This window comes from Pseudomonas sp. Con_6 (assembly GCF_059379395.1).
This window is the reverse complement of record NZ_CM182011.1, coordinates 1741486-1758002: the sequence shown is the minus strand read 5'-3', so window position 1 is coordinate 1758002 and position 16517 is coordinate 1741486. Positions and strand designations below refer to the sequence as shown.

Here is a 16517-nt window from a genome sequence, read left to right as displayed (position 1 = left end):
TCCAGGGCTGGATATTTATACACCCCCTGTCTACCGCGCTACCCGCGCGGCAATTGCTGCAACAGACGCCCCGCCTCCGCCGAGCCCTTGGCCGCAGCCTGCTCCAGCCAATGGCGGGCCTGCTCGGGCTCGTTGACCTCCGGCCGACTGCACAGGCGGCCATATTCCAGCTGGGCACGGCGATCACCCGCGCGCGCAGCCTGGCGCAGCAGATCGTGGCCGATACGCCGGTCGCGAGCATTGCCGCAGTCGCGGCAGAGCATCTGCCCCAGGCGGCTCTGTGCCACCACCACTCCTTCGCGAGCCGGCTGCTTGAGCAGGCGCCCGGCGAAATGCTTGACCTGGGGCTTGTCACCCAGACGCGGGCTGTCCAGCAGCCACAAGGCCACCTTCAGCGACAGGCGCCGGGGTTCGGAAACAGGTGTCGAGGGAGGATTTGAATCGGAGGATCGACCGCGAAACTTCATAAAAACGGGCAGGACACTTCTTGGGGCGCGCACTCTACCCGATTTTTCCGACGACCGCCTTGGTCATTTCTGAAATTTTTTCAGAAATTTCTCATCTTTTTTCTTGATCTTTCCGAGGTGATTTTTTAGCCAGTACTACCTCACCGGAAAATTGTCCGACAGCCTCCGACCTGCTGGCACGCCCGTCCTAGAGCAACCGCTTGGGACAATCCACAGAAGCTGTGGATAACTCAGTGGACAACCGCTCAAGACACCCCGCAAACCCCGGTAGAATGGGGCCTCCAGTCAAACTGACGATTTTTTCACCAGCTAAAAAAAGTGTTTTTTTTCATTGACTTGTCAGTGCGGACCGGTCAATGGGTGAGCTCTACAGGGGCGTTACAAAGTTGTGACACAGGTCGCCCCACGTGTGCACAAGCGCCCCAAAGCGAGGCGATCCACTGCACCATCGCGGCCGTTCGCAGCGAAAAACGGGGCTTCCCAGGAAGGGTCGAAATGGACATAATGGTCGGCTCGCCGCAAGAGAGATGAAAAAACTTGCACACAAGCACGGAAACCGGTATCTTCGCCGCCGTTAGTACCAAGCTGAAAGTCAATTCTGGCCAAAGCGGTCCTTGCAGCATCGCCCTCCCCCAAGGGCCATCCTGCTGAAACCAGGACCCGCCAAAGCAAAGCTCCCCGGGCAACCCCATACTCGCCCCGCAGAGCCCACACCAGCAGACTGAACAGGATCCTCACCCAGAGGCGCAGAACCTATTGCCCTGGCGTGTTGCCCGTCTTCCGAAGTACCTACCAGTCAGCCCAAGGCGCCACTCTTATATTGCGCTCGATCACTGGCTGCCCTGTTCCAGACAGGTTCTGCCGCATTTTGCCTCTAAAGGCCCGCGTCACTGGAACGTTTGAAATATATACGGCTCAAACTTGCCGTATCTCATGCAGGAACGTCCAACAATGATGAACTACAACACCCATACCCAAGCGGCCATCCGCACCCTGTCCCAGGCCTTCGCGCCGCTGAACTGCATCATTCTCGCCTCTCGCAAGAACAGCTTCAGCTTCACCCTGGTCGATGAAAACGGTATCGCCCAGCACAGCGAACGCCTGTACCCCGAGCAATACTCACGTGCCGAGCCACTGCAGGCGGTAATCGACCGGACCCGTCAGGCGCTGGTCGCCTGATGGACCACTCACTCCAAAGCCCCTCGCCAGAGGGGCTTTCGCTATCTGCTTGACCCTTTTTCCCCGCTCCGCCGCTAAGCACCGATCGGCATATGACCTATAACGAAATGCCGGAAATGATTTAAAAACAGCCCTTTACAGCCGGAATATGACACTACACTTCAAGTCAAGCGGCCTTGTCCGCTTCCGGCGGGCCTGATCCCGATCCACACTGCTGCCAAGCACCAGCGTCCCGCCGGCCATCTTCCAGTTCGAGGGCATCATGGGTATCGCCGCGAGCGAGTTGAGCCAATACGTAATCCGGCCGACGCTGATCTACCTGAATCGCCACAGCCCCTGCGCCGAAGCCCTGCTGCTCGGCGTGGCGGCCAGCCAGTCGGCCCTTGGCGCGGCCCTTCATGATCGTCGCGGTCACGGCTTGTACCGAATTGCCGAACTACGTCACCAATCGGTCTGGGACCACTTTCTCGCCCGAGATCCGGAACTGGCGAGCCTAGTCCGCGGTCTGGCTAGTCAGCATGCTTTTCTCAATGGCCCTCATCTGGAATTGACGGTGAACCTGCGCTACGCCACCGCCATCGCATGGATGTTGATCGAAGAACAGGCGCCCCATTTGCCGGAAGCCGACGACCTGCTCGGACTGGCAAAAATCTGGCGTCAGATTTTCCAGCCGCAAGGCCGGCTGCGCGACTTCACCCGGGCCTGGCAGGCCTGCATCGCGCCCGTGGAACATCAGGCATGTTAGGAAAATACCTACAAACAAAAACGGAATAAATTGCCAATTCTGGTCGGATTGTCCTACAAAAACGCTCTATCTCCTGCGATTGAGGCTATAGCGCGTGCCAGAAAATGTTGGTAATTTGCGCCACGGTGATCCCCTGGAGTTTCTAATAATGAAAAAAGTCACACTCATCAAAAGCACCCTCGCCCTCGCGGTGACCCTGGCCTCTTCCAACCTGCTTGCCAGTGGTTTCGCACTCAACGAACAAAGCGTCAGCGGCATGGGCACCGGTTTTGCCGGTCGTTCCTCAGCCGCCGATGATGCCAGTACCGTGTACGGCAACCCTGCCGGCATGTCGCGGCTGAAACGCGAGCAAGTTACCGTCGGCGGCGCTGCCGTGATCGCCAAGACCGACATCAAGAACGCCCGTGGCACCTTCGGTGGCAGCAACGACGGCGACATGGTCCCGGTGGTAGGCGTGCCGATGGGCTACTACGTCAAGCCACTGGACGACAACTGGACCGTTGGCCTGGGCATGTACGTGCCGTTCGGCCTGGTCACCGACTACGAGAACGGCTTTGCCGGCCGTTACTTCGGCAGCAAGAGCGAAGTACAGGTCGTGACCCTGCAACCGACCGTCAGCTACGCCTTCAACGACAAGGTCTCGATCGGTTTCGGCCCGACCATCAACCGCATCGACGGCACCCTGGAATCCGCGGCGTTGAACCGCGTCACCCCGGGCCTCAACGATGGCAAGGTGAAGATCTCCGGTGATGACACCGCCATCGGCTTCAACGTCGGCGTCCTGGTCCAGGCCACCGACCGCACCCGCCTCGGCCTGACCTACCACTCGAAGGTCGACTACAAGCTCGAAGGCAAGACCAAGATCCAGGGCTCCGGCTTCAGCTTCTACAGCGGCAGCAAGTACGACGCCTCGCTGAAGATCAAGACCCCCGAGTCGGTGGACTTCTCCGTCACCCACGAACTGGATGACCAGTGGACCCTCTACGCAGGCAGTACCTGGACCCGCTGGAGCCGCCTGGAAGCCATCACCGTCAACAACGACGGCGTGCCGGCAGACCTGGCTCCTGCACTGAGCCAGATCAGCGAAGAGCAGAACTGGCATGACACCTGGGCCCACGCCATCGGTGCGTCCTACAAGCTGAACAAGGAATGGACCCTGCGTACCGGCTTCACCGTCGACCAGTCGCCGACCAACAACGTCAACCGCTCGCCCCGCATCCCGACTGGCGATCGCAAGATCTTCAGCATCGGTGCAGGCTGGAGCCCGAGCGACGACATGACCATCGACGTCGCCTACTCCTACCTGTGGGAAGAAGACGCGAAGATCAACCAGTCCACCTCGGTGAGCGACCCTGCGCACTTCAAAGGTTCGTACGCCGCCACCTACGAAAACAGTGCACACGGCCTGGGCGCATCCCTGACCTACCGCTTCTGATTTCCGTACTGGCTGCATGAAGAAACCGCCCTCCCGGGCGGTTTTTTCATGCCCGGGATTTCACCGCCCACTGCTCGCCGAGGCTGGCCTGCAGAAACGCCATGAACGCCCGCACCTTCGGCGTCAGGGCGAAGCGCTCGCTAACGCACAGGTAGACATCCATCGGCTCGGTCTGCGCATAGGCCCGGCTCCCGCCAGCATCCTCGAACAACGGCACCAGCTCGCCCCGCTCCAGGAACGGCCGCGCGACGAACTCGGCAAGCCGGGTAATCCCTCCGTCCCGCGCCGCCATCTGCGCCAGGACATCGATATCGTCGCTGATCAGCACGTCGCCGAACTCGGCATCGAAGCGCAGGCCCTCGCGGACGAAGCCCCAGCGCAAAAAGCGCCCATCCACCGGATAACGGAATACCAGGCAGCGACGGAGTTTGAGTTCCTCGGGGCTTTGCGGCCAGCCCTCGCGAGCCAGGTAGCCGGGGGACGCGCAGCAGATGAACGGGACCCGGGCGATCTGCCGGGCGAGCAGGCCGTCTTCCAGTTGCGGGGTGATGCGCAGGCTCACGTCCACGCCTTGTCGGGCATGATCGACACGGTTGTCACTCGTAAGCAACTCGATCGAAAGACCGGGATAAAGCGCGCTGAACTCGGGAATCAACGGCGCCAGCACATGCCGACCGAACGCCGAGGTACTGGCAATGCACAGGCGGCCGCGTGGCTCGCTGTCTACCGTGGTAATCGCCAGTTGCGCCGCTTCCAGGTCGCGCTCGATATGCCGGACCTTGTCGTAGTAAAGGCTGCCACTGGGGGTGAGCACCATGCGCCGGGTGGTCCGCGCCAGCAGGCGCACCTGTAGGTGCGCCTCCAGACGGGCGATGTTCTGACTCACCGCTGCGGCGCTGAGACCGAGGCTGCGTGCGCCACCGGCAATGCTGCCGGCCTCGACCACCTTGATGAAACTCTTGATCAGGCCGAGCAGATTCACCATCAGGCTCCAGGGGATTCGTAAGTTTTCCTTTATAAAGACCTAACCCCTGCCCGTCTACTTGCCTCGCCGGCGCGTTGTTAACCTGCACCATTCCCCCATCACCCAAGGAATCCCCATGGAGTCACGGGCAACCCGTCGCATCTTGAAACTCGGTGTTCGCGCCACACCCTTCGTCTTCGCTTTCTACATGTCATCGATCATGGCGATGCTGATGTGCTTCGTGATCACCGCTGCCAACAGCGGGATCGACGAAAACTACCTGGGCAACGTGCTGAAGGCCTACCAATTAGCCATGCCGGTGGCCTTCGCCTGCGTGCTGGTGGTGCGGCCGATCGTGGTCAAGCTGGTGGCCTGGACCGTGCACCCGGCGGACTGAGTCAGGGCCGCGAAGCGATGGCTTTGTCGATGGCTGCGCGGAAGTCCGGGTCGTCCGGCTTGGTCAGACTGGAGAACTGGGCAATCACATTGCCCTGGCGATCGACCACGTACTTGTAGAAATTCCACTTCGGCGCCGCGCTCTGCCGCGCCAGTTCCTTGAACAGCGGCGTGGCATCGGCGCCGCGTACCGGCTGCATCTCGGTCATGGTGAAGGTGACGCCGTAGTTGGCGTAGCAGACCTTGGCGGTCTTCGCGCTGTCGGCGTCTTCCTGCTTGAAGTCGTTGGACGGCACGCCCAGCATTTCCAGGCCCTTGCCGTGGTACTCCTTGTAGACCGCTTCGAGGCCTTCGAACTGCGGGGCGAAGCCGCAGTAGCTGGCGGTGTTGACCACCACCAGCGGCTTGCCGCCGAACTGCTGGCACAGGTCGATGGGTTTCTTGTTGCCCAGCTTGGGCAAATCGCCCTGAAGCAGGGCCGGACAGCCATCAGCCAGGGCCAGGCCACTGAAGCCCAGGGCAATGGCGGCGATCAACAGGCGTGAATGCATGACGATTCTCCATTCGTTGTACGAAGAATCAGACTACCCCTAACAGACGCCCATGCCCAACTGCATCAGCGCCAGGCCGCCGCGCTGCCAGCCCCACCAGGCCAGGGCCAGCAGCACGGCCGCCAGCACCAGCCCGGTGAGCCAACCCCGATAGCGACTCATGCCGAGGCGGCCTGCAGGCGTGCCACCGGACGCTCACGCACCGGCCAGTTCAAGGCGCCCGCCAGCAGGCTGAGCAGGATCGAGATCTGCCAGACCAGGTCGTAGTTGCCGGTCTGGTCGTAAACCACCCCGCCCAGCCAGCCACCGAGAAACGCCCCCAACTGGTGGAAGAGGAAGACGATGCCACCGAGCATGGAAAGGTTGCGCACGCCGAACAGGGTGGCCACGGTGCCGTTGGTGAGCGGTACGGTGGACAGCCACAGCAGGCCCATGGCGATCCCGAACAGGTAGGCGCTGAAGGTGGTGATCGGCGCCCACAGGAACAGCACGATGACCACCGCCCGCAGCAGGTATAGGGCAGTCAGCAGGCGCGGCTTGGACATGCGCCCGCCGAGCCAGCCGGCGGTATAGGTGCCGACGATATTGAACAGGCCGACCAGGGCCAGCACCGTGGTGCCGGTGGTCGCCGGCAGGTGCTGGTCGACCAGATAGGCCGGCAGGTGCACGCCGATAAACACCACCTGAAATCCGCAGACGAAGAAACCCAGGGCCAGCAGCCAGAACCCGGAATGGGAACAGGCCTCGCGCAGGGCTTCGCCGAGTGTCTGGTCATGGCCTTGCGCGGGCAGAGGACGGTCCTTGAGCAGGCCCACCAACGGCACGATGAAGGCCACCATCAGGCCCAGCACCAGCAAGGCCAGCGACCAGCCCAGCCAGTTGATCAGGCCCAGAGTGCCGGGGAGCATGGCGAACTGGCCGAAGGAGCCGGCGGCGCTGGCGATACCCATGGCCAGGCTGCGTTTCTCCGGAGCCACGGCGCGGCCGACCACGCCGAGGATCACCGAGAACGAAGTGCCCGACAGGCCGATACCGATCAACAGGCCAGCACTCAGGGACAAGGTCACCGGCGAATCCGACAGCCCCATCAGTACCAGGCCGACGGCATACAGCACCCCGCCGATGATCACCACCTTGCCAGCGCCGAGACGGTCGGCCAGGGCCCCGGCGAACGGCTGGGCCAGGCCCCACATCAGGTTCTGCAGGGCGATGGCGAAGGCGAACACGCCACGGCCCCAGCCGAACTCGGCGCTCATCGGTGCCAGGAACAGGCCGAAGCCGTGTCGCACGCCCAGCGACAGGGCGAGAATCAGCGCCGCGCCCAGGAGTATCCAGCCACTGGTACGCCATACGGATGTCATTTTTCTTCTCTCCCGTTCCGCAAGGTTTGCGGGTATATACCCGCTTAAGGTCGGTAAACGCTCAGGCCAACTGTTTCAGCAAGCGGACCAGTTCATCCCGCTGTTCTTCACCCAGGTTGTCCACCAGGCTTTCCTGGGCCTTTTCCCAGGCAGGTGCGGCGATGCGCACGCGCTCCGCCCCCTCCTCGGTGAGCAACACCACGCGGTTGCGCAGGTCGTCACCCTCGGCCAGGGCCACCAGTCCTTCGGCCTCCAGCACCTTGAGGTTGCGCCCCAAGGTGCTGCGGTCCAGGCCCATGGCCTCGGCCAGGATCGAGATGCTCGGCTTGTCGAGGCGTTGCAGGTGCCGCAGCAGGGAAAACTGGGCGACATTGATGCCGAAGCCGGCGAGGGCTTCGTCGTAATGCCGGCTCACCCCACGGGCAGCGCGACGCAGATGGGTGCAGATGCAGGTACTGGTCAACATGAATGCGTGTATATACCCGCGTCTGTCGCGACGCAAGATGCAGTTACAGAATATTTCAACCGAAGGACAGGGCGAGACTCAGCAGAACCACCAGTTCGAGCAGTTCCAGCAGGGCCCCGGCGGTGTCGCCAGTGGTGCCGCCGAGGCGGCGCAGCATCGAACGGCGCAAGGCATAAAAGGCGATAACGGTGGCGAGCAGGGGCCACAGGCCACCCAGCCACAGGCAGCCGACTGCCGTCAGTGCCAGTACCCAGCCTGCGGCATGGCGCGGCAGGTGCTCGGCCAGGGCCTGGCCGAGTCCGCCGGGGCGGACGTAGGGCGTGGTGAGGAACAGGGCCAGCATCGCAGCCCGACCCACGACAGGGGCCAGCACCAGCAACATGCCCTGCCCCGCATCGACAACGGCCAGCAGCGCACAGAACTTGAGCAGCAGCACCAGCACCAGGGTGACCACGGCGATCGGCCCGCTGCGCGGGTCCTTCATGATCAGCAGGGTACGCTCGCGGTCGCCGAAGCCGCCAAGCCAGGCGTCGGCGCTGTCGGCCAGGCCGTCCAGGTGCAAGCCGCCGCTGAGCAGGACCCAAGCGCTGAGCAGCAAGGCAGCGTGGAGCAGGGGCTGGGCGCCTTGAAGCAGGCTGTCCAGGGCCCACAACAGCAGACCGAAGAACAGGCCGACCGCAGGATAGAACAGCAGAGATCGACCGGTCTGCCGGGGTTCGGGCATGCCTGGCAGGGTTACCGGCAGGCTGCTGAGAAATTGCAGGGCGATCCAGAATGGCAGCATTGGCCGGTCCTTCATGAAAGAAACAACAAGCTGAAGCTCGACGCGATCCTTGTGGGAGCGGATTCACCCGCGATTGCGTCGGTGAATTCACTATCGTAATCGCGGGTAAACCCGCTCCCACAGGGTTCGGCGTCGTTCAGCAGATTTCTTGCAGGTTATCGGCATCGACTTGCAAGCGATGCATCGCCCCATGCCCCACCTGCACCTGCAACAACTGCTCCCGCGGCAACCCCCGCGCCCGCGCCAGCAACAGGCGCATCACCCCGCCATGGGTCACCAGCAGCACCCGCTCGCCGGCATGGGCCCCGTGCAACCGCGTCAGGGCATCCAGCACACGTCCGGAAAACGCCTCTACCGCCTCGCCATTAGGCGGCGTGAAGCCATAAGGATCATTCCAGAACTGCCCCAGCGCCTGCTCGTGATCGGCCATCAGTTCCAGAGCGCTACGCCCTTCCCAATCCCCGAAATGCAGCTCCTGCAGTCCCGGCTCCAGCGCCAGCGGCAGATCCAGTTGCCCGGCCAGACGCTCGGCGAACCGCGCACAACGCTGCAACGGCGAGCTGACCAGGCGATCCCAGGGCCCACCGCCTACCACCGCCGCCTGCATCTGCGCCCAGCCCTGCTCGGTCAGGGCATCGTCCAGACTGCCGCGAAAGCCGCCACCCAGCTCGGTCTCGCCGTGGCGCAACAGGTCAAGGATCATGCCGGACGATCCGCCACCGCCGCTTCGGCGAAAGTCGCCATCTGCCCGTGTAGATCACAAGCCAGGCGCAGCAGCGGTACCGCCAGTGCGGCACCACTGCCCTCGCCGAGACGCAGGCCCAGTTCCAGCAGTGGCTCGCCTTTTAGCGCCTCCAACACTCGGCGATGACCGGGCTCCGCACCGCGATGGCCGAAGAACAGCCAAGGCCGGCACGACGGATTCAGACGCACCGCCAGCAACGCCGCCACCGAACAGATGAAGCCATCCACCAGCACCGCCACGCCTTCCTGGGCGCAGGCCAGGTAGGCGCCGGCCAGCGCGGCGATTTCCAGCCCGCCGACCCGCAGCAGCGCCTGCAGCGGATCGCCCTTGGCTGACTCGTGCAGACGCAGCGCCGCCTCGATCACCTCAGCTTTGTGTCGCACCCCGGCAGCATCCAGGCCGGTGCCGGGGCCGCTCAGTTCGCTGGCCGGGCAGTCCAGCAAGGCACAGGCCAGCGCACTGGCCGCCGTGGTATTGCCGATGCCCATCTCGCCACCGATAAACAGGCGCGCCCCTGCCGCCAACGCGCGCAAGGCGCTGTCGCGGCCAGCTTGCAAGGCGCGTACGCCCTGCTCCTCGCTCATCGCCGGCCCTTTGGCGAAGTTGGCGGTACCTGCGGCGATGCGCTCATGGCGCACGCCCGGCAGGTCCAGGGCCAGGTTCACCGTGCCCAGATCGACCACTTCCAGCCGCGCATCCAGCTGTCGCGCCAGGACGCTGATGGCCGCGCCGCCGCTGACGAAGTTGAGCAGCATCTGCCCGGTGACTTCCTGCGGATAGGCGGAAATGCCTTCGGCAACCACGCCGTGGTCGCCGGCGAAGATGCTGATCCAGACCTGGTCCAGGCTCGGCTTCAGTTGCCCCTGCAACGCCGCCAACTCCACCGCCACCTGTTCCAGGCGGCCCAGCGAGCCGGCCGGCTTGGTCAGTTGCTGCTGGCGCGCAAAGGCTTGTTCACGCACGTTCTCGTCCGCGACGCGGCAGGTTTCCAGCCACCAGGCCTGGGTCATGATTCGGTTCCTTTAAGGTAGAGCGGCAGGCCCGCAACAGTGAGGATCACCCGCTGGCAACGTTCGGCGACGGCCTGGTGCAACCAGCCGGCTTCATCGACATAACGACGGGTCAGTTCGCCCAAGGGCACCACGCCCAGGCCGGTTTCGTTGCTGACCAGGATGATTTCTCCCGGCAGTTCGGCCAGGCAATCGAGCAGCGCGTCGCGCTCGGCGGCCAGGCGCGCCGGATCATCGAGCATCAGCAGGTTGGTCAACCACAGGGTCAGGCAATCCACCAGCAGGCAACGGTCAGGCGCAGCTGCGGCGCGCAACACCCGGGCCAGCGCCAGCGGCTCCTCGATCAGCCCCCACTCGACCGGCCGACGCTCGCGGTGCAGTTGCACCCGCGCGCTCATTTCACCGTCCAGCGGTTCGCTGGTGGCGATGTAGGTCACCGCCAGGCCGCTGGCCACGGCGCGTTGTTCGGCCAGGCGGCTCTTGCCGGAGCGGGCACCGCCGAGAATCAGGTTGAGCATGGTCAGGTGAGTCCACAGAGTTGGCGGAGAACGTCGCCGTCCAGGTGCTTGTCCACCAGGTCGGCCAGGCGCTCGATGTCCCGCTCGCGCAGGGCGTGGTAGTCGATCGGCTCGACGTCCTTGATACCGGCCCAGCGCAGCAGCGCGGCGCAGGACTGCGGCGATTCGAACAGGCCGTGCAGGTAAGTGGCGAGAATTTGCCCGTCGGCGCTGATGGCACCGTCGCTACGGCCATCGGCCAGATGCACGGCCGGGTTGTCCAGCGCCGGACCACGGGTGACCCCGGCGTGGATTTCATAGCCACTGATCGCAGCCTGCTCAAGGGCCAGGCTACCGCTGACGTTGCGCAGCTGCTTTTCCGCTTCCAGCACGGTGGCGTAGTCCAGCAGACCCAGGCCCGGACTGCTGCCGGCGGCACCTTCCAGCCCCAGCGGATCATCGACGACCTGGCCAAGCATCTGCAGGCCGCCGCAGATGCCGACCAGCTTGCCGCCATAGCGCAGGTGCCGGGCGATGGCCTGTTCCCAACCGCGCTCGCGCAGTTGCGCGAGATCGCCGCGCACGCTCTTCGAGCCGGGCAGGATGATCAGGTCGGCCGGCGGGATCACTTCGCCCGGGCCGATGAATTGCAGATCCACCTGGGGATGCAGACGCAGCGGATCGAAGTCGGTGTGGTTGCTGATCCGCGGCAGCACCGGGACGATCACCTTGAGTACCTGGTCCAGCTTGTCGCCCTGGCGCCGGTCGAGGCCGTCCTCGGCTTCCAGGTGCAGGTCCATCACGTAGGGCAGCACACCGAGCACCGGCTTGCCGGTGCGCTGCTCCAGCCAGTCGAGCCCGGGTTGCAGCAGGGCGATGTCGCCACGGAAGCGGTTGATGACGAAGCCCTTGACCCGCGCCTGCTCGCTTGGCGACAGCAGTTCCAGGGTGCCCACCAGATGGGCGAAGACGCCGCCGCGATTGATGTCGGCGATCAGGATCACCGGGCAATCCACCGCCTCGGCGAAGCCCATGTTGGCGATATCGCCGGCACGCAGGTTGATCTCGGCGGGCGAGCCCGCGCCTTCCACCATCACCACCGGATACGCCGCCTCCAGGCGCTGGTGCGAAGCCAGCACGGCCTGCATGGCGATGGCCTTGTAGTCGTGATAGGCCACGGCGTTCATGCTGGTGACCGCGCGCCCGTGGACGATCACCTGGGCGCCGGTGTCGCTGTTGGGCTTGAGCAGCACCGGGTTCATGTCGGTGTGCGGCTCCAGCCCGCAGGCCTGGGCCTGAACTGCCTGGGCCCGGCCGATCTCGCCGCCGTCGGCGGTCACCGCGCTGTTCAGCGCCATGTTCTGCGGCTTGAACGGCACCACGGCGACGCCTTGGCGTTTCAGCCAGCGGCACAGCGCGGTCACCAGGGTGCTCTTGCCGGCGTCGGAGGTGGTGCCTTGCACCATCAGCGTGGTCATTGCGGTTCCTTGCGGTAGTCGTCCAGCGCCGCCGCCAGCTTCAGCCAGTCGGCCTCGCAGGCAGGCAGGCCGACGCGCAGGCCGGCGGGGTGTTCGAAGAGGCGCAGAAGGATTCCGCGCCGGGCCATGAAGTCGTGGATGCCTGCGGCGTCGGGATGGCGCAGGTACTGGAACAGATCGCAACCGGCGTCGGGAGTCAGGCCGGCATCGGCCAGCAGCGCGGCCAGGTGGGCGCTGGCGCGGGTGCAGCGCTCAAGCTGGGCTTGCTGCGTGGCGCGATCGCTCAGGCAGGCGGCGCCCAGGATCCGCGTCGGCCCGCTGATCGACCAGGGCCCGATGTCTTCCGCCAGCGCCCTCAGCAACAGCGGCTCGGCCAGGACGAAACCAAGACGCACCCCGGCCAGGCCGAAGAACTTGCCGAAAGAGCGCAGGATGATCAGCCCTTGCCGCTGGCTGTCGGCGGCGATGCTCTGCTCCGGCGTGTTGTCCATGAAGGCTTCGTCCACCAGCAGCCAGCCACCATGGCGCTTCAGGCGCTCCAGCCAGGCCAGCAGGGTCTGCCGCGGCAGCACCCGGCCGGTGGGGTTGTTGGGGTTGACCAGCACCAGCACGTCGAGGTCGTCCAGTTGCCCTTCGACCTCGGTCTCGTTCAGCTCCCGCACCTGATGCCCCGCGCGACGCCAGGCCTCGGCGTGCTCGGCGTAGCACGGCGACAGCACGCCCACCACACCGCGCGGACGCAGGCGCGGCAGGGCCTGGATCGCCGCCTGCGAGCCGGCCACCGGCAACAGCTCGCTGACGCCGTAATAGGCACGGGCAGCCTGCTCCAGACCATCCTCGGTTTCCGGCAGGCGTGCCCACGCGCGCTCCGGGATGTCCGGCACCGGGAACGGCCAGGGCGCGATGCCGCTGGACAGGTCCAGCCACGCTTCGCGAGGGATGCCATAGCATTCGACCGCCCGCTGCAGGCGACCACCGTGTTCAAGCATAGAGTTCAGCTCCCAGGCACAGCAGCAACAGCCATAGCCAGACACCCTGGCAGACCAGGCGCCAACCACGCTCGATGGCTCCGGCGTCGGCCGCCGGGCCTTCGCCCAGGCGCGCGCGCTCATGCAATTCACCATGATAGACAGCCGGGCCACCCAGCTCGACACCGAGGGCCCCTGCACCTGCCGCCATCACCGGGCCGGCGTTCGGGCTGTCCCATTTCGGCGCCTGCTGGCGCCAGCATTTCAGGGCCAGACGAGTCTTGCCCAGCAGCGCATAGGTCAGCGCCACCAGGCGCGCCGGGATGTAGTTGAGGACATCATCGATGCGCGCGGCGGCCCAGCCAAAGCGCCCGAAACGCTCGTTGCGGTAGCCCCACATGGCATCGAGGGTATTGCACAGGCGATAGAGCACCACTCCCGGCGCACCGGCAATGGCGAACCAGAACAGCGCGGCGAACACCGCGTCGCTGCCGTTCTCCAGCACCGATTCGGTGGCGGCGCGGGCCACGGCGGTTTCATCCAGCTCGCGGGTTTCCCGGCTGACCAGATAGCCGACGCGCTTGCGCGCCTCGTCCAGGTCGCCGCCGCGCAGGGCATCGGCCACCGGCTGCACGTGTTCGCCGAGGCTGCGCAGGCCGAGGGCGCAGTACAGGGCGAGGATTTCCACCAGCCAGCCGATGTACGGCAGCCAGGACAGTGCGGTGGCCAGCAGGGTCAGCGGCACCACGGCGAGGAACCAGGCGGTGACGCCGTGGCTGCGCCAGCCGCGGCCGCCCGCATTGAAACGTTGCTCCAGGCGCCCGGCCATGCGGCCGAAAGCCACCAGCGGATGCCAGCGCCGCGGCTCGCCCAGCAGCGCATCCAGCGCCACCCCGGCCACGGTCAGCAGGGCCACACTCATTCGTTTTCTCCCCAATGATTTTCAAACAGCATGTCGGCCAGCGGTCGCGCCGTGGTCCAGCCTTCCAGGGCGAGCATCGGCGCCGGGTAGAACTCGCGCACCGGCCCCAGGCAGAGGATCGCCAGCGGCTTGGCCCCGGCCGGCATACCCAGCAGGTCGGCCAGGGCCTGCGGGTCGAACAGCGACACCCAGCCCATGCCCAGGCCTTCGCCGCGAGCAGCCAGCCAGAGGTTCTGGATCGCGCAGGACAGCGAGGCCAGGTCCATTTCCGGCAAGGTGCGGCGGCCGAAGATATGCGCTTCGCGCTTGTCCATCAGCGCCGCCACCAGCAGTTCGGCGCAGTCGTTGATGCCTTCGACCTTGAGTTGCATGAATTCGTCGGAGCGCTGCCCCAGTGCCTCCGCGGTGCGCTGGCGCTCATCCTCGACCAGGGCCTGGATGCGCTGGCGCAGGTCGCGGCGGGTGATGCGGATAAAGCGCCAGGGCTGCATCAGGCCGACGCTGGGTGCCTGGTGCGCGGCTTCCAGCAGGCGGGCGAGCAGTTCCGGGGCGACTTCGCCGCCGCTGAAATGGCGCATGTCGCGGCGCTCACCGATGGCGCGATAGATCGCCGCGCGTTCGGCCTCGCTATAGGCGTGTTCGCTCATGGCGCCAGCAGCGCCGCCGTCGCGTCGGGGTTGGACGGGAAGTAGAAGTGCACGTAGGAGGCGGTCAGGCGGCCAATGCGGTACACCGCTTCCGCGCCGCGTCCGCCGTTAGGGCTCTGGCCGCGGGCGATCGGCTCCAGTTCGGTGCTGGTCAGGGAATGGTGATAGGTGTGACCGCGCAGGGTGCCTTCCGGCAGTTCAACGGCCTGCAGGGCCAGGGCCGCCAGGCGCTTCTGCATCGTCGCCTCGCCCGCCAGCAGGCCCGCCAGTTCGGCGCGCTCGCCAGCAACATCGGTCAGGGCGTCGAGCAGGTAGAGCATGCCGCCGCACTCGGCGAGCAACGGCTTGCCGGCCTGGTGATGGGCGCGGATCGCCACCAGCATCGGCGTGTTGGCGGCCAGAGCGTGATGGTGCAGCTCGGGGTAGCCGCCGGGCAAGTACAGGCTGTCCGCCGTCGGCAGTTCGCAGTCATGAATCGGCGAGAAGAAGCTCAGCTCGGCGCCCATCGCCCGCAATAGATCAAGGTTGGCACCGTAGGTGAAGGCGAAGGCTTCGTCGCGGGCCACGGCGATGCGCACGCCGGCCAAATGCGGTTCGACGGCACGCGGCTCGGGGGCCGCGAACGCCACCGGCGGCGGCAGGGACGACTGGCAGCTGTCACCGAGGGCCTTGGCGGCGGCGTCGAGGCGCAGGTCAAGATCGGTCAGTTCGCTGGCCTGGACCAGCCCCAGGTGGCGGCTCGGCAGTTCGATCCCGGTCTCCCGGGACAAGCCGCCATACCAGCGCAGGCCTTCAGTGAGGCTGCCTTCCAGCAGTTGCGCATGGCGCAAGGTGCCGACGCGGTTGGCCAGCACGCCGGCGAACGGCAGGTCAGGCTGGTAGCGCGCCAGGCCCAGGGCCAGGGCGCCGAAGGTCTGGGCCATGGCCGTACCGTCGATCACCGCCAGCACCGGCACGCCGAAATGGCGGGCCAGGTCGGCACTGGACGGAGTGCCGTCGAACAGTCCCATGACCCCTTCGATCAGGATCAGGTCCGCCTCAGCGGCGGCTTCCCAGAGCAGGCGGCGGCTTTCCTCGGCACCGACCATCCACAGGTCGAGCTGGTACACCGGCGCGCCACTGGCACGTTCGAGAATCATCGGATCGAGGAAGTCAGGTCCGCATTTGAACACGCGGACCTTGCGCCCCTGATTGCGATGCAGGCGGGCCAGAGCTGCGGTCACGGTGGTCTTGCCCTGGCCGGAGGCCGGAGCCGCGATCAGAACCGCCGGGCAGTGCCGGGTGTCGCTCATAGTTCGACGCCCTTCTGGGCACGGATGCCAGCCTGGAAGGCATGCTTGACCATGCCCATCTCGGTGACGGTGTCGGCCAGTTCGATCATCTCGTCCTTGGCGCCGCGGCCAGTGACGATCACGTGCTGCATCGGCGGACGGGCCTGCAGGTCACCGAGCACCTGATCCAGGTCAAGGTAGCCATGCTTGAGGGCGATGTTCAATTCGTCCAGCACCACGAAGCCGATGCTCGGGTCCTGCAGCAGTTGCCGCGACACGGCCCAGGCCGCTTCGGCGGCAGCGATGTCGCGCTGGCGGTCCTGGGTTTCCCAGGTGAAGCCCTCGCCCATCACGTGGTAGCGCACCTGCTCGGGGAAGCGGCGGAAGAACAGCTCTTCGCCGGTGGCGTTGCGGCCCTTGATGAACTGCACCACGCCACACTGCATGCCGTGGCCGAGGGCGCGGGCGAGCATGCCGAAGGCCGAGCTGCTCTTGCCCTTGCCGTTGCCGCTGAGCACCAGCAGCAGGCCGCATTCGTGGGGGGAATTGGCGATGCGCTCGTCGATCACCGCTTTCTTGCGCTGCATGCGCGCCAGGTGGCGTTCGTCACGTTCGGGGGATTCGCTCATCG

Annotated in this window: 20 protein-coding genes; 4 read left to right on the top strand and 16 right to left on the bottom strand. The window is 65.4% G+C overall.

Annotated elements, in window-relative coordinates:
• Nucleotides 1-38: 38 nt before the first annotated feature.
• A complete protein-coding gene (locus tag AC5QPF_RS08075; RefSeq protein WP_494962735.1) occupies nt 39-467 on the bottom strand; it encodes a tetratricopeptide repeat protein in 429 nt (142 codons plus the stop codon).
• A 954-nt stretch (nt 468-1421) separates the two neighbouring features.
• Here AC5QPF_RS08075 and AC5QPF_RS08070 point away from each other — a divergent pair.
• The 3 genes from AC5QPF_RS08070 to AC5QPF_RS08060 all read left to right on the top strand — a co-directional run bounded on the left by AC5QPF_RS08070 (nt 1422) and on the right by AC5QPF_RS08060 (nt 3826).
• The gene (locus tag AC5QPF_RS08070) at nt 1422-1646 is read left to right on the top strand and encodes a hypothetical protein (protein ID WP_494964141.1); all 225 of its coding nucleotides are present in this window, start codon (nt 1422-1424) and stop codon (nt 1644-1646) included.
• A 262-nt stretch (nt 1647-1908) separates the two neighbouring features.
• Nucleotides 1909-2391, top strand: a complete 483-nt coding sequence (locus AC5QPF_RS08065) for a hypothetical protein (protein ID WP_494962734.1) — start codon at nt 1909-1911, stop codon at nt 2389-2391.
• Between the two features lie 148 nt (nt 2392-2539).
• Entirely contained in the window at nt 2540-3826 is a 1287-nt protein-coding gene (locus tag AC5QPF_RS08060) for an outer membrane protein transport protein (protein ID WP_494962733.1), read from the top strand.
• A gap of 46 nt (nt 3827-3872) precedes the next feature.
• Here the strand turns inward: AC5QPF_RS08060 and AC5QPF_RS08055 are convergent, their stop codons facing one another.
• On the bottom strand, nt 3873-4808 hold the full coding sequence (locus tag AC5QPF_RS08055; RefSeq protein ID WP_494964140.1) for a LysR substrate-binding domain-containing protein: 936 nt from the start codon (nt 4806-4808) through the stop codon (nt 3873-3875).
• Between the two features lie 118 nt (nt 4809-4926).
• Between AC5QPF_RS08055 and AC5QPF_RS08050 the strand changes: the two genes are divergently transcribed.
• Nucleotides 4927-5187 (top strand): DUF2798 domain-containing protein, encoded by a 261-nt coding sequence (locus tag AC5QPF_RS08050; protein WP_494962732.1) that lies wholly within the window; start codon nt 4927-4929, stop codon nt 5185-5187.
• 1 nt (nt 5188) lies between these two features.
• Here the strand turns inward: AC5QPF_RS08050 and AC5QPF_RS08045 are convergent, their stop codons facing one another.
• The 14 genes from AC5QPF_RS08045 to cobO all read right to left on the bottom strand — a co-directional run bounded on the left by AC5QPF_RS08045 (nt 5189) and on the right by cobO (nt 16515).
• Nucleotides 5189-5737, bottom strand: a complete 549-nt coding sequence (locus AC5QPF_RS08045) for a glutathione peroxidase (RefSeq protein WP_494962731.1) — start codon at nt 5735-5737, stop codon at nt 5189-5191.
• A gap of 39 nt (nt 5738-5776) precedes the next feature.
• Entirely contained in the window at nt 5777-5899 is a 123-nt protein-coding gene (locus AC5QPF_RS08040) for a hypothetical protein (protein ID WP_494962730.1), read from the bottom strand.
• Nucleotides 5896-7098 carry an MFS transporter gene (locus AC5QPF_RS08035; RefSeq protein WP_494962729.1) on the bottom strand — a complete coding sequence of 401 codons (1203 nt, stop codon included), beginning with the start codon at nt 7096-7098 and terminating at the stop codon, nt 5896-5898. Before AC5QPF_RS08035 ends, AC5QPF_RS08040 begins: the two co-directional genes overlap by 4 nt.
• Nucleotides 7099-7159: 61 nt before the next feature.
• Nucleotides 7160-7564 (bottom strand): MarR family transcriptional regulator, encoded by a 405-nt coding sequence (locus AC5QPF_RS08030; RefSeq protein ID WP_494962728.1) that lies wholly within the window; start codon nt 7562-7564, stop codon nt 7160-7162.
• A gap of 55 nt (nt 7565-7619) precedes the next feature.
• Nucleotides 7620-8348, bottom strand: coding sequence for an adenosylcobinamide-GDP ribazoletransferase (locus AC5QPF_RS08025; RefSeq protein ID WP_494962727.1), 729 nt, complete (start codon nt 8346-8348; stop codon nt 7620-7622).
• A gap of 136 nt (nt 8349-8484) precedes the next feature.
• A complete protein-coding gene (cobC, locus tag AC5QPF_RS08020) occupies nt 8485-9051 on the bottom strand; it encodes a histidine phosphatase family protein (RefSeq protein ID WP_494962726.1) in 567 nt (188 codons plus the stop codon).
• Complete coding sequence (cobT, locus tag AC5QPF_RS08015) at nt 9048-10103, bottom strand: nicotinate-nucleotide--dimethylbenzimidazole phosphoribosyltransferase (RefSeq protein WP_494962725.1); 1056 nt, start codon at nt 10101-10103, stop codon at nt 9048-9050. Before cobT ends, cobC begins: the two co-directional genes overlap by 4 nt.
• Nucleotides 10100-10621 carry a bifunctional adenosylcobinamide kinase/adenosylcobinamide-phosphate guanylyltransferase gene (gene cobU / locus AC5QPF_RS08010; protein ID WP_494962724.1) on the bottom strand — a complete coding sequence of 174 codons (522 nt, stop codon included), beginning with the start codon at nt 10619-10621 and terminating at the stop codon, nt 10100-10102. Before cobU ends, cobT begins: the two co-directional genes overlap by 4 nt.
• A gap of 2 nt (nt 10622-10623) precedes the next feature.
• Nucleotides 10624-12078 carry a cobyric acid synthase gene (locus AC5QPF_RS08005; RefSeq protein WP_494962723.1) on the bottom strand — a complete coding sequence of 485 codons (1455 nt, stop codon included), beginning with the start codon at nt 12076-12078 and terminating at the stop codon, nt 10624-10626.
• Nucleotides 12075-13067, bottom strand: coding sequence for a threonine-phosphate decarboxylase CobD (cobD, locus tag AC5QPF_RS08000; RefSeq protein ID WP_494962722.1), 993 nt, complete (start codon nt 13065-13067; stop codon nt 12075-12077). The genes AC5QPF_RS08005 and cobD overlap by 4 nt, the downstream gene beginning before the upstream one ends.
• Nucleotides 13060-13968 carry an adenosylcobinamide-phosphate synthase CbiB gene (gene cbiB, locus AC5QPF_RS07995; protein WP_494962721.1) on the bottom strand — a complete coding sequence of 303 codons (909 nt, stop codon included), beginning with the start codon at nt 13966-13968 and terminating at the stop codon, nt 13060-13062. Before cbiB ends, cobD begins: the two co-directional genes overlap by 8 nt.
• Complete coding sequence (gene bluB, locus AC5QPF_RS07990; RefSeq protein WP_494962720.1) at nt 13965-14615, bottom strand: 5,6-dimethylbenzimidazole synthase; 651 nt, start codon at nt 14613-14615, stop codon at nt 13965-13967. Before bluB ends, cbiB begins: the two co-directional genes overlap by 4 nt.
• Nucleotides 14612-15907: a cobyrinic acid a,c-diamide synthase CobB gene (locus AC5QPF_RS07985; RefSeq protein WP_494962719.1), complete on the bottom strand. Its 1296-nt coding sequence runs from the start codon at nt 15905-15907 to the stop codon at nt 14612-14614. Before AC5QPF_RS07985 ends, bluB begins: the two co-directional genes overlap by 4 nt.
• Entirely contained in the window at nt 15904-16515 is a 612-nt protein-coding gene (gene cobO, locus AC5QPF_RS07980) for a cob(I)yrinic acid a,c-diamide adenosyltransferase (RefSeq protein WP_494962718.1), read from the bottom strand. The genes AC5QPF_RS07985 and cobO overlap by 4 nt, the downstream gene beginning before the upstream one ends.
• Nucleotides 16516-16517: the final 2 nt, after the last annotated feature.

Excerpts from the sequence above, each read along its gene's own strand:
- AC5QPF_RS08075 (WP_494962735.1), bottom strand. The coding sequence starts at position 467 with ATGAAGTTTCGCGGTCGATCCTCCGATTCAAATCCTCCCTCGACACCT.
- AC5QPF_RS08070 (WP_494964141.1), top strand. The coding sequence starts at position 1,422 with ATGAACTACAACACCCATACCCAAGCGGCCATCCGCACCCTGTCCCAG.
- AC5QPF_RS08065 (WP_494962734.1), top strand. The coding sequence starts at position 1,909 with ATGGGTATCGCCGCGAGCGAGTTGAGCCAATACGTAATCCGGCCGACG.
- AC5QPF_RS08060 (WP_494962733.1), top strand. The coding sequence starts at position 2,540 with ATGAAAAAAGTCACACTCATCAAAAGCACCCTCGCCCTCGCGGTGACC.
- AC5QPF_RS08050 (WP_494962732.1), top strand. The coding sequence starts at position 4,927 with ATGGAGTCACGGGCAACCCGTCGCATCTTGAAACTCGGTGTTCGCGCC.
- AC5QPF_RS08045 (WP_494962731.1), bottom strand. The coding sequence starts at position 5,737 with ATGCATTCACGCCTGTTGATCGCCGCCATTGCCCTGGGCTTCAGTGGC.
- AC5QPF_RS08040 (WP_494962730.1), bottom strand. The coding sequence starts at position 5,899 with ATGAGTCGCTATCGGGGTTGGCTCACCGGGCTGGTGCTGGCGGCCGTG.
- AC5QPF_RS08035 (WP_494962729.1), bottom strand. The coding sequence starts at position 7,098 with ATGACATCCGTATGGCGTACCAGTGGCTGGATACTCCTGGGCGCGGCG.
- AC5QPF_RS08030 (WP_494962728.1), bottom strand. The coding sequence starts at position 7,564 with ATGTTGACCAGTACCTGCATCTGCACCCATCTGCGTCGCGCTGCCCGT.
- AC5QPF_RS08025 (WP_494962727.1), bottom strand. The coding sequence starts at position 8,348 with ATGCTGCCATTCTGGATCGCCCTGCAATTTCTCAGCAGCCTGCCGGTA.
- cobC (WP_494962726.1), bottom strand. The coding sequence starts at position 9,051 with ATGATCCTTGACCTGTTGCGCCACGGCGAGACCGAGCTGGGTGGCGGC.
- cobT (WP_494962725.1), bottom strand. The coding sequence starts at position 10,103 with ATGACCCAGGCCTGGTGGCTGGAAACCTGCCGCGTCGCGGACGAGAAC.
- cobU (WP_494962724.1), bottom strand. The coding sequence starts at position 10,621 with ATGCTCAACCTGATTCTCGGCGGTGCCCGCTCCGGCAAGAGCCGCCTG.
- AC5QPF_RS08005 (WP_494962723.1), bottom strand. The coding sequence starts at position 12,078 with ATGACCACGCTGATGGTGCAAGGCACCACCTCCGACGCCGGCAAGAGC.
- cobD (WP_494962722.1), bottom strand. The coding sequence starts at position 13,067 with ATGCTTGAACACGGTGGTCGCCTGCAGCGGGCGGTCGAATGCTATGGC.
- cbiB (WP_494962721.1), bottom strand. The coding sequence starts at position 13,968 with ATGAGTGTGGCCCTGCTGACCGTGGCCGGGGTGGCGCTGGATGCGCTG.
- bluB (WP_494962720.1), bottom strand. The coding sequence starts at position 14,615 with ATGAGCGAACACGCCTATAGCGAGGCCGAACGCGCGGCGATCTATCGC.
- AC5QPF_RS07985 (WP_494962719.1), bottom strand. The coding sequence starts at position 15,907 with ATGAGCGACACCCGGCACTGCCCGGCGGTTCTGATCGCGGCTCCGGCC.
- cobO (WP_494962718.1), bottom strand. The coding sequence starts at position 16,515 with ATGAGCGAATCCCCCGAACGTGACGAACGCCACCTGGCGCGCATGCAG.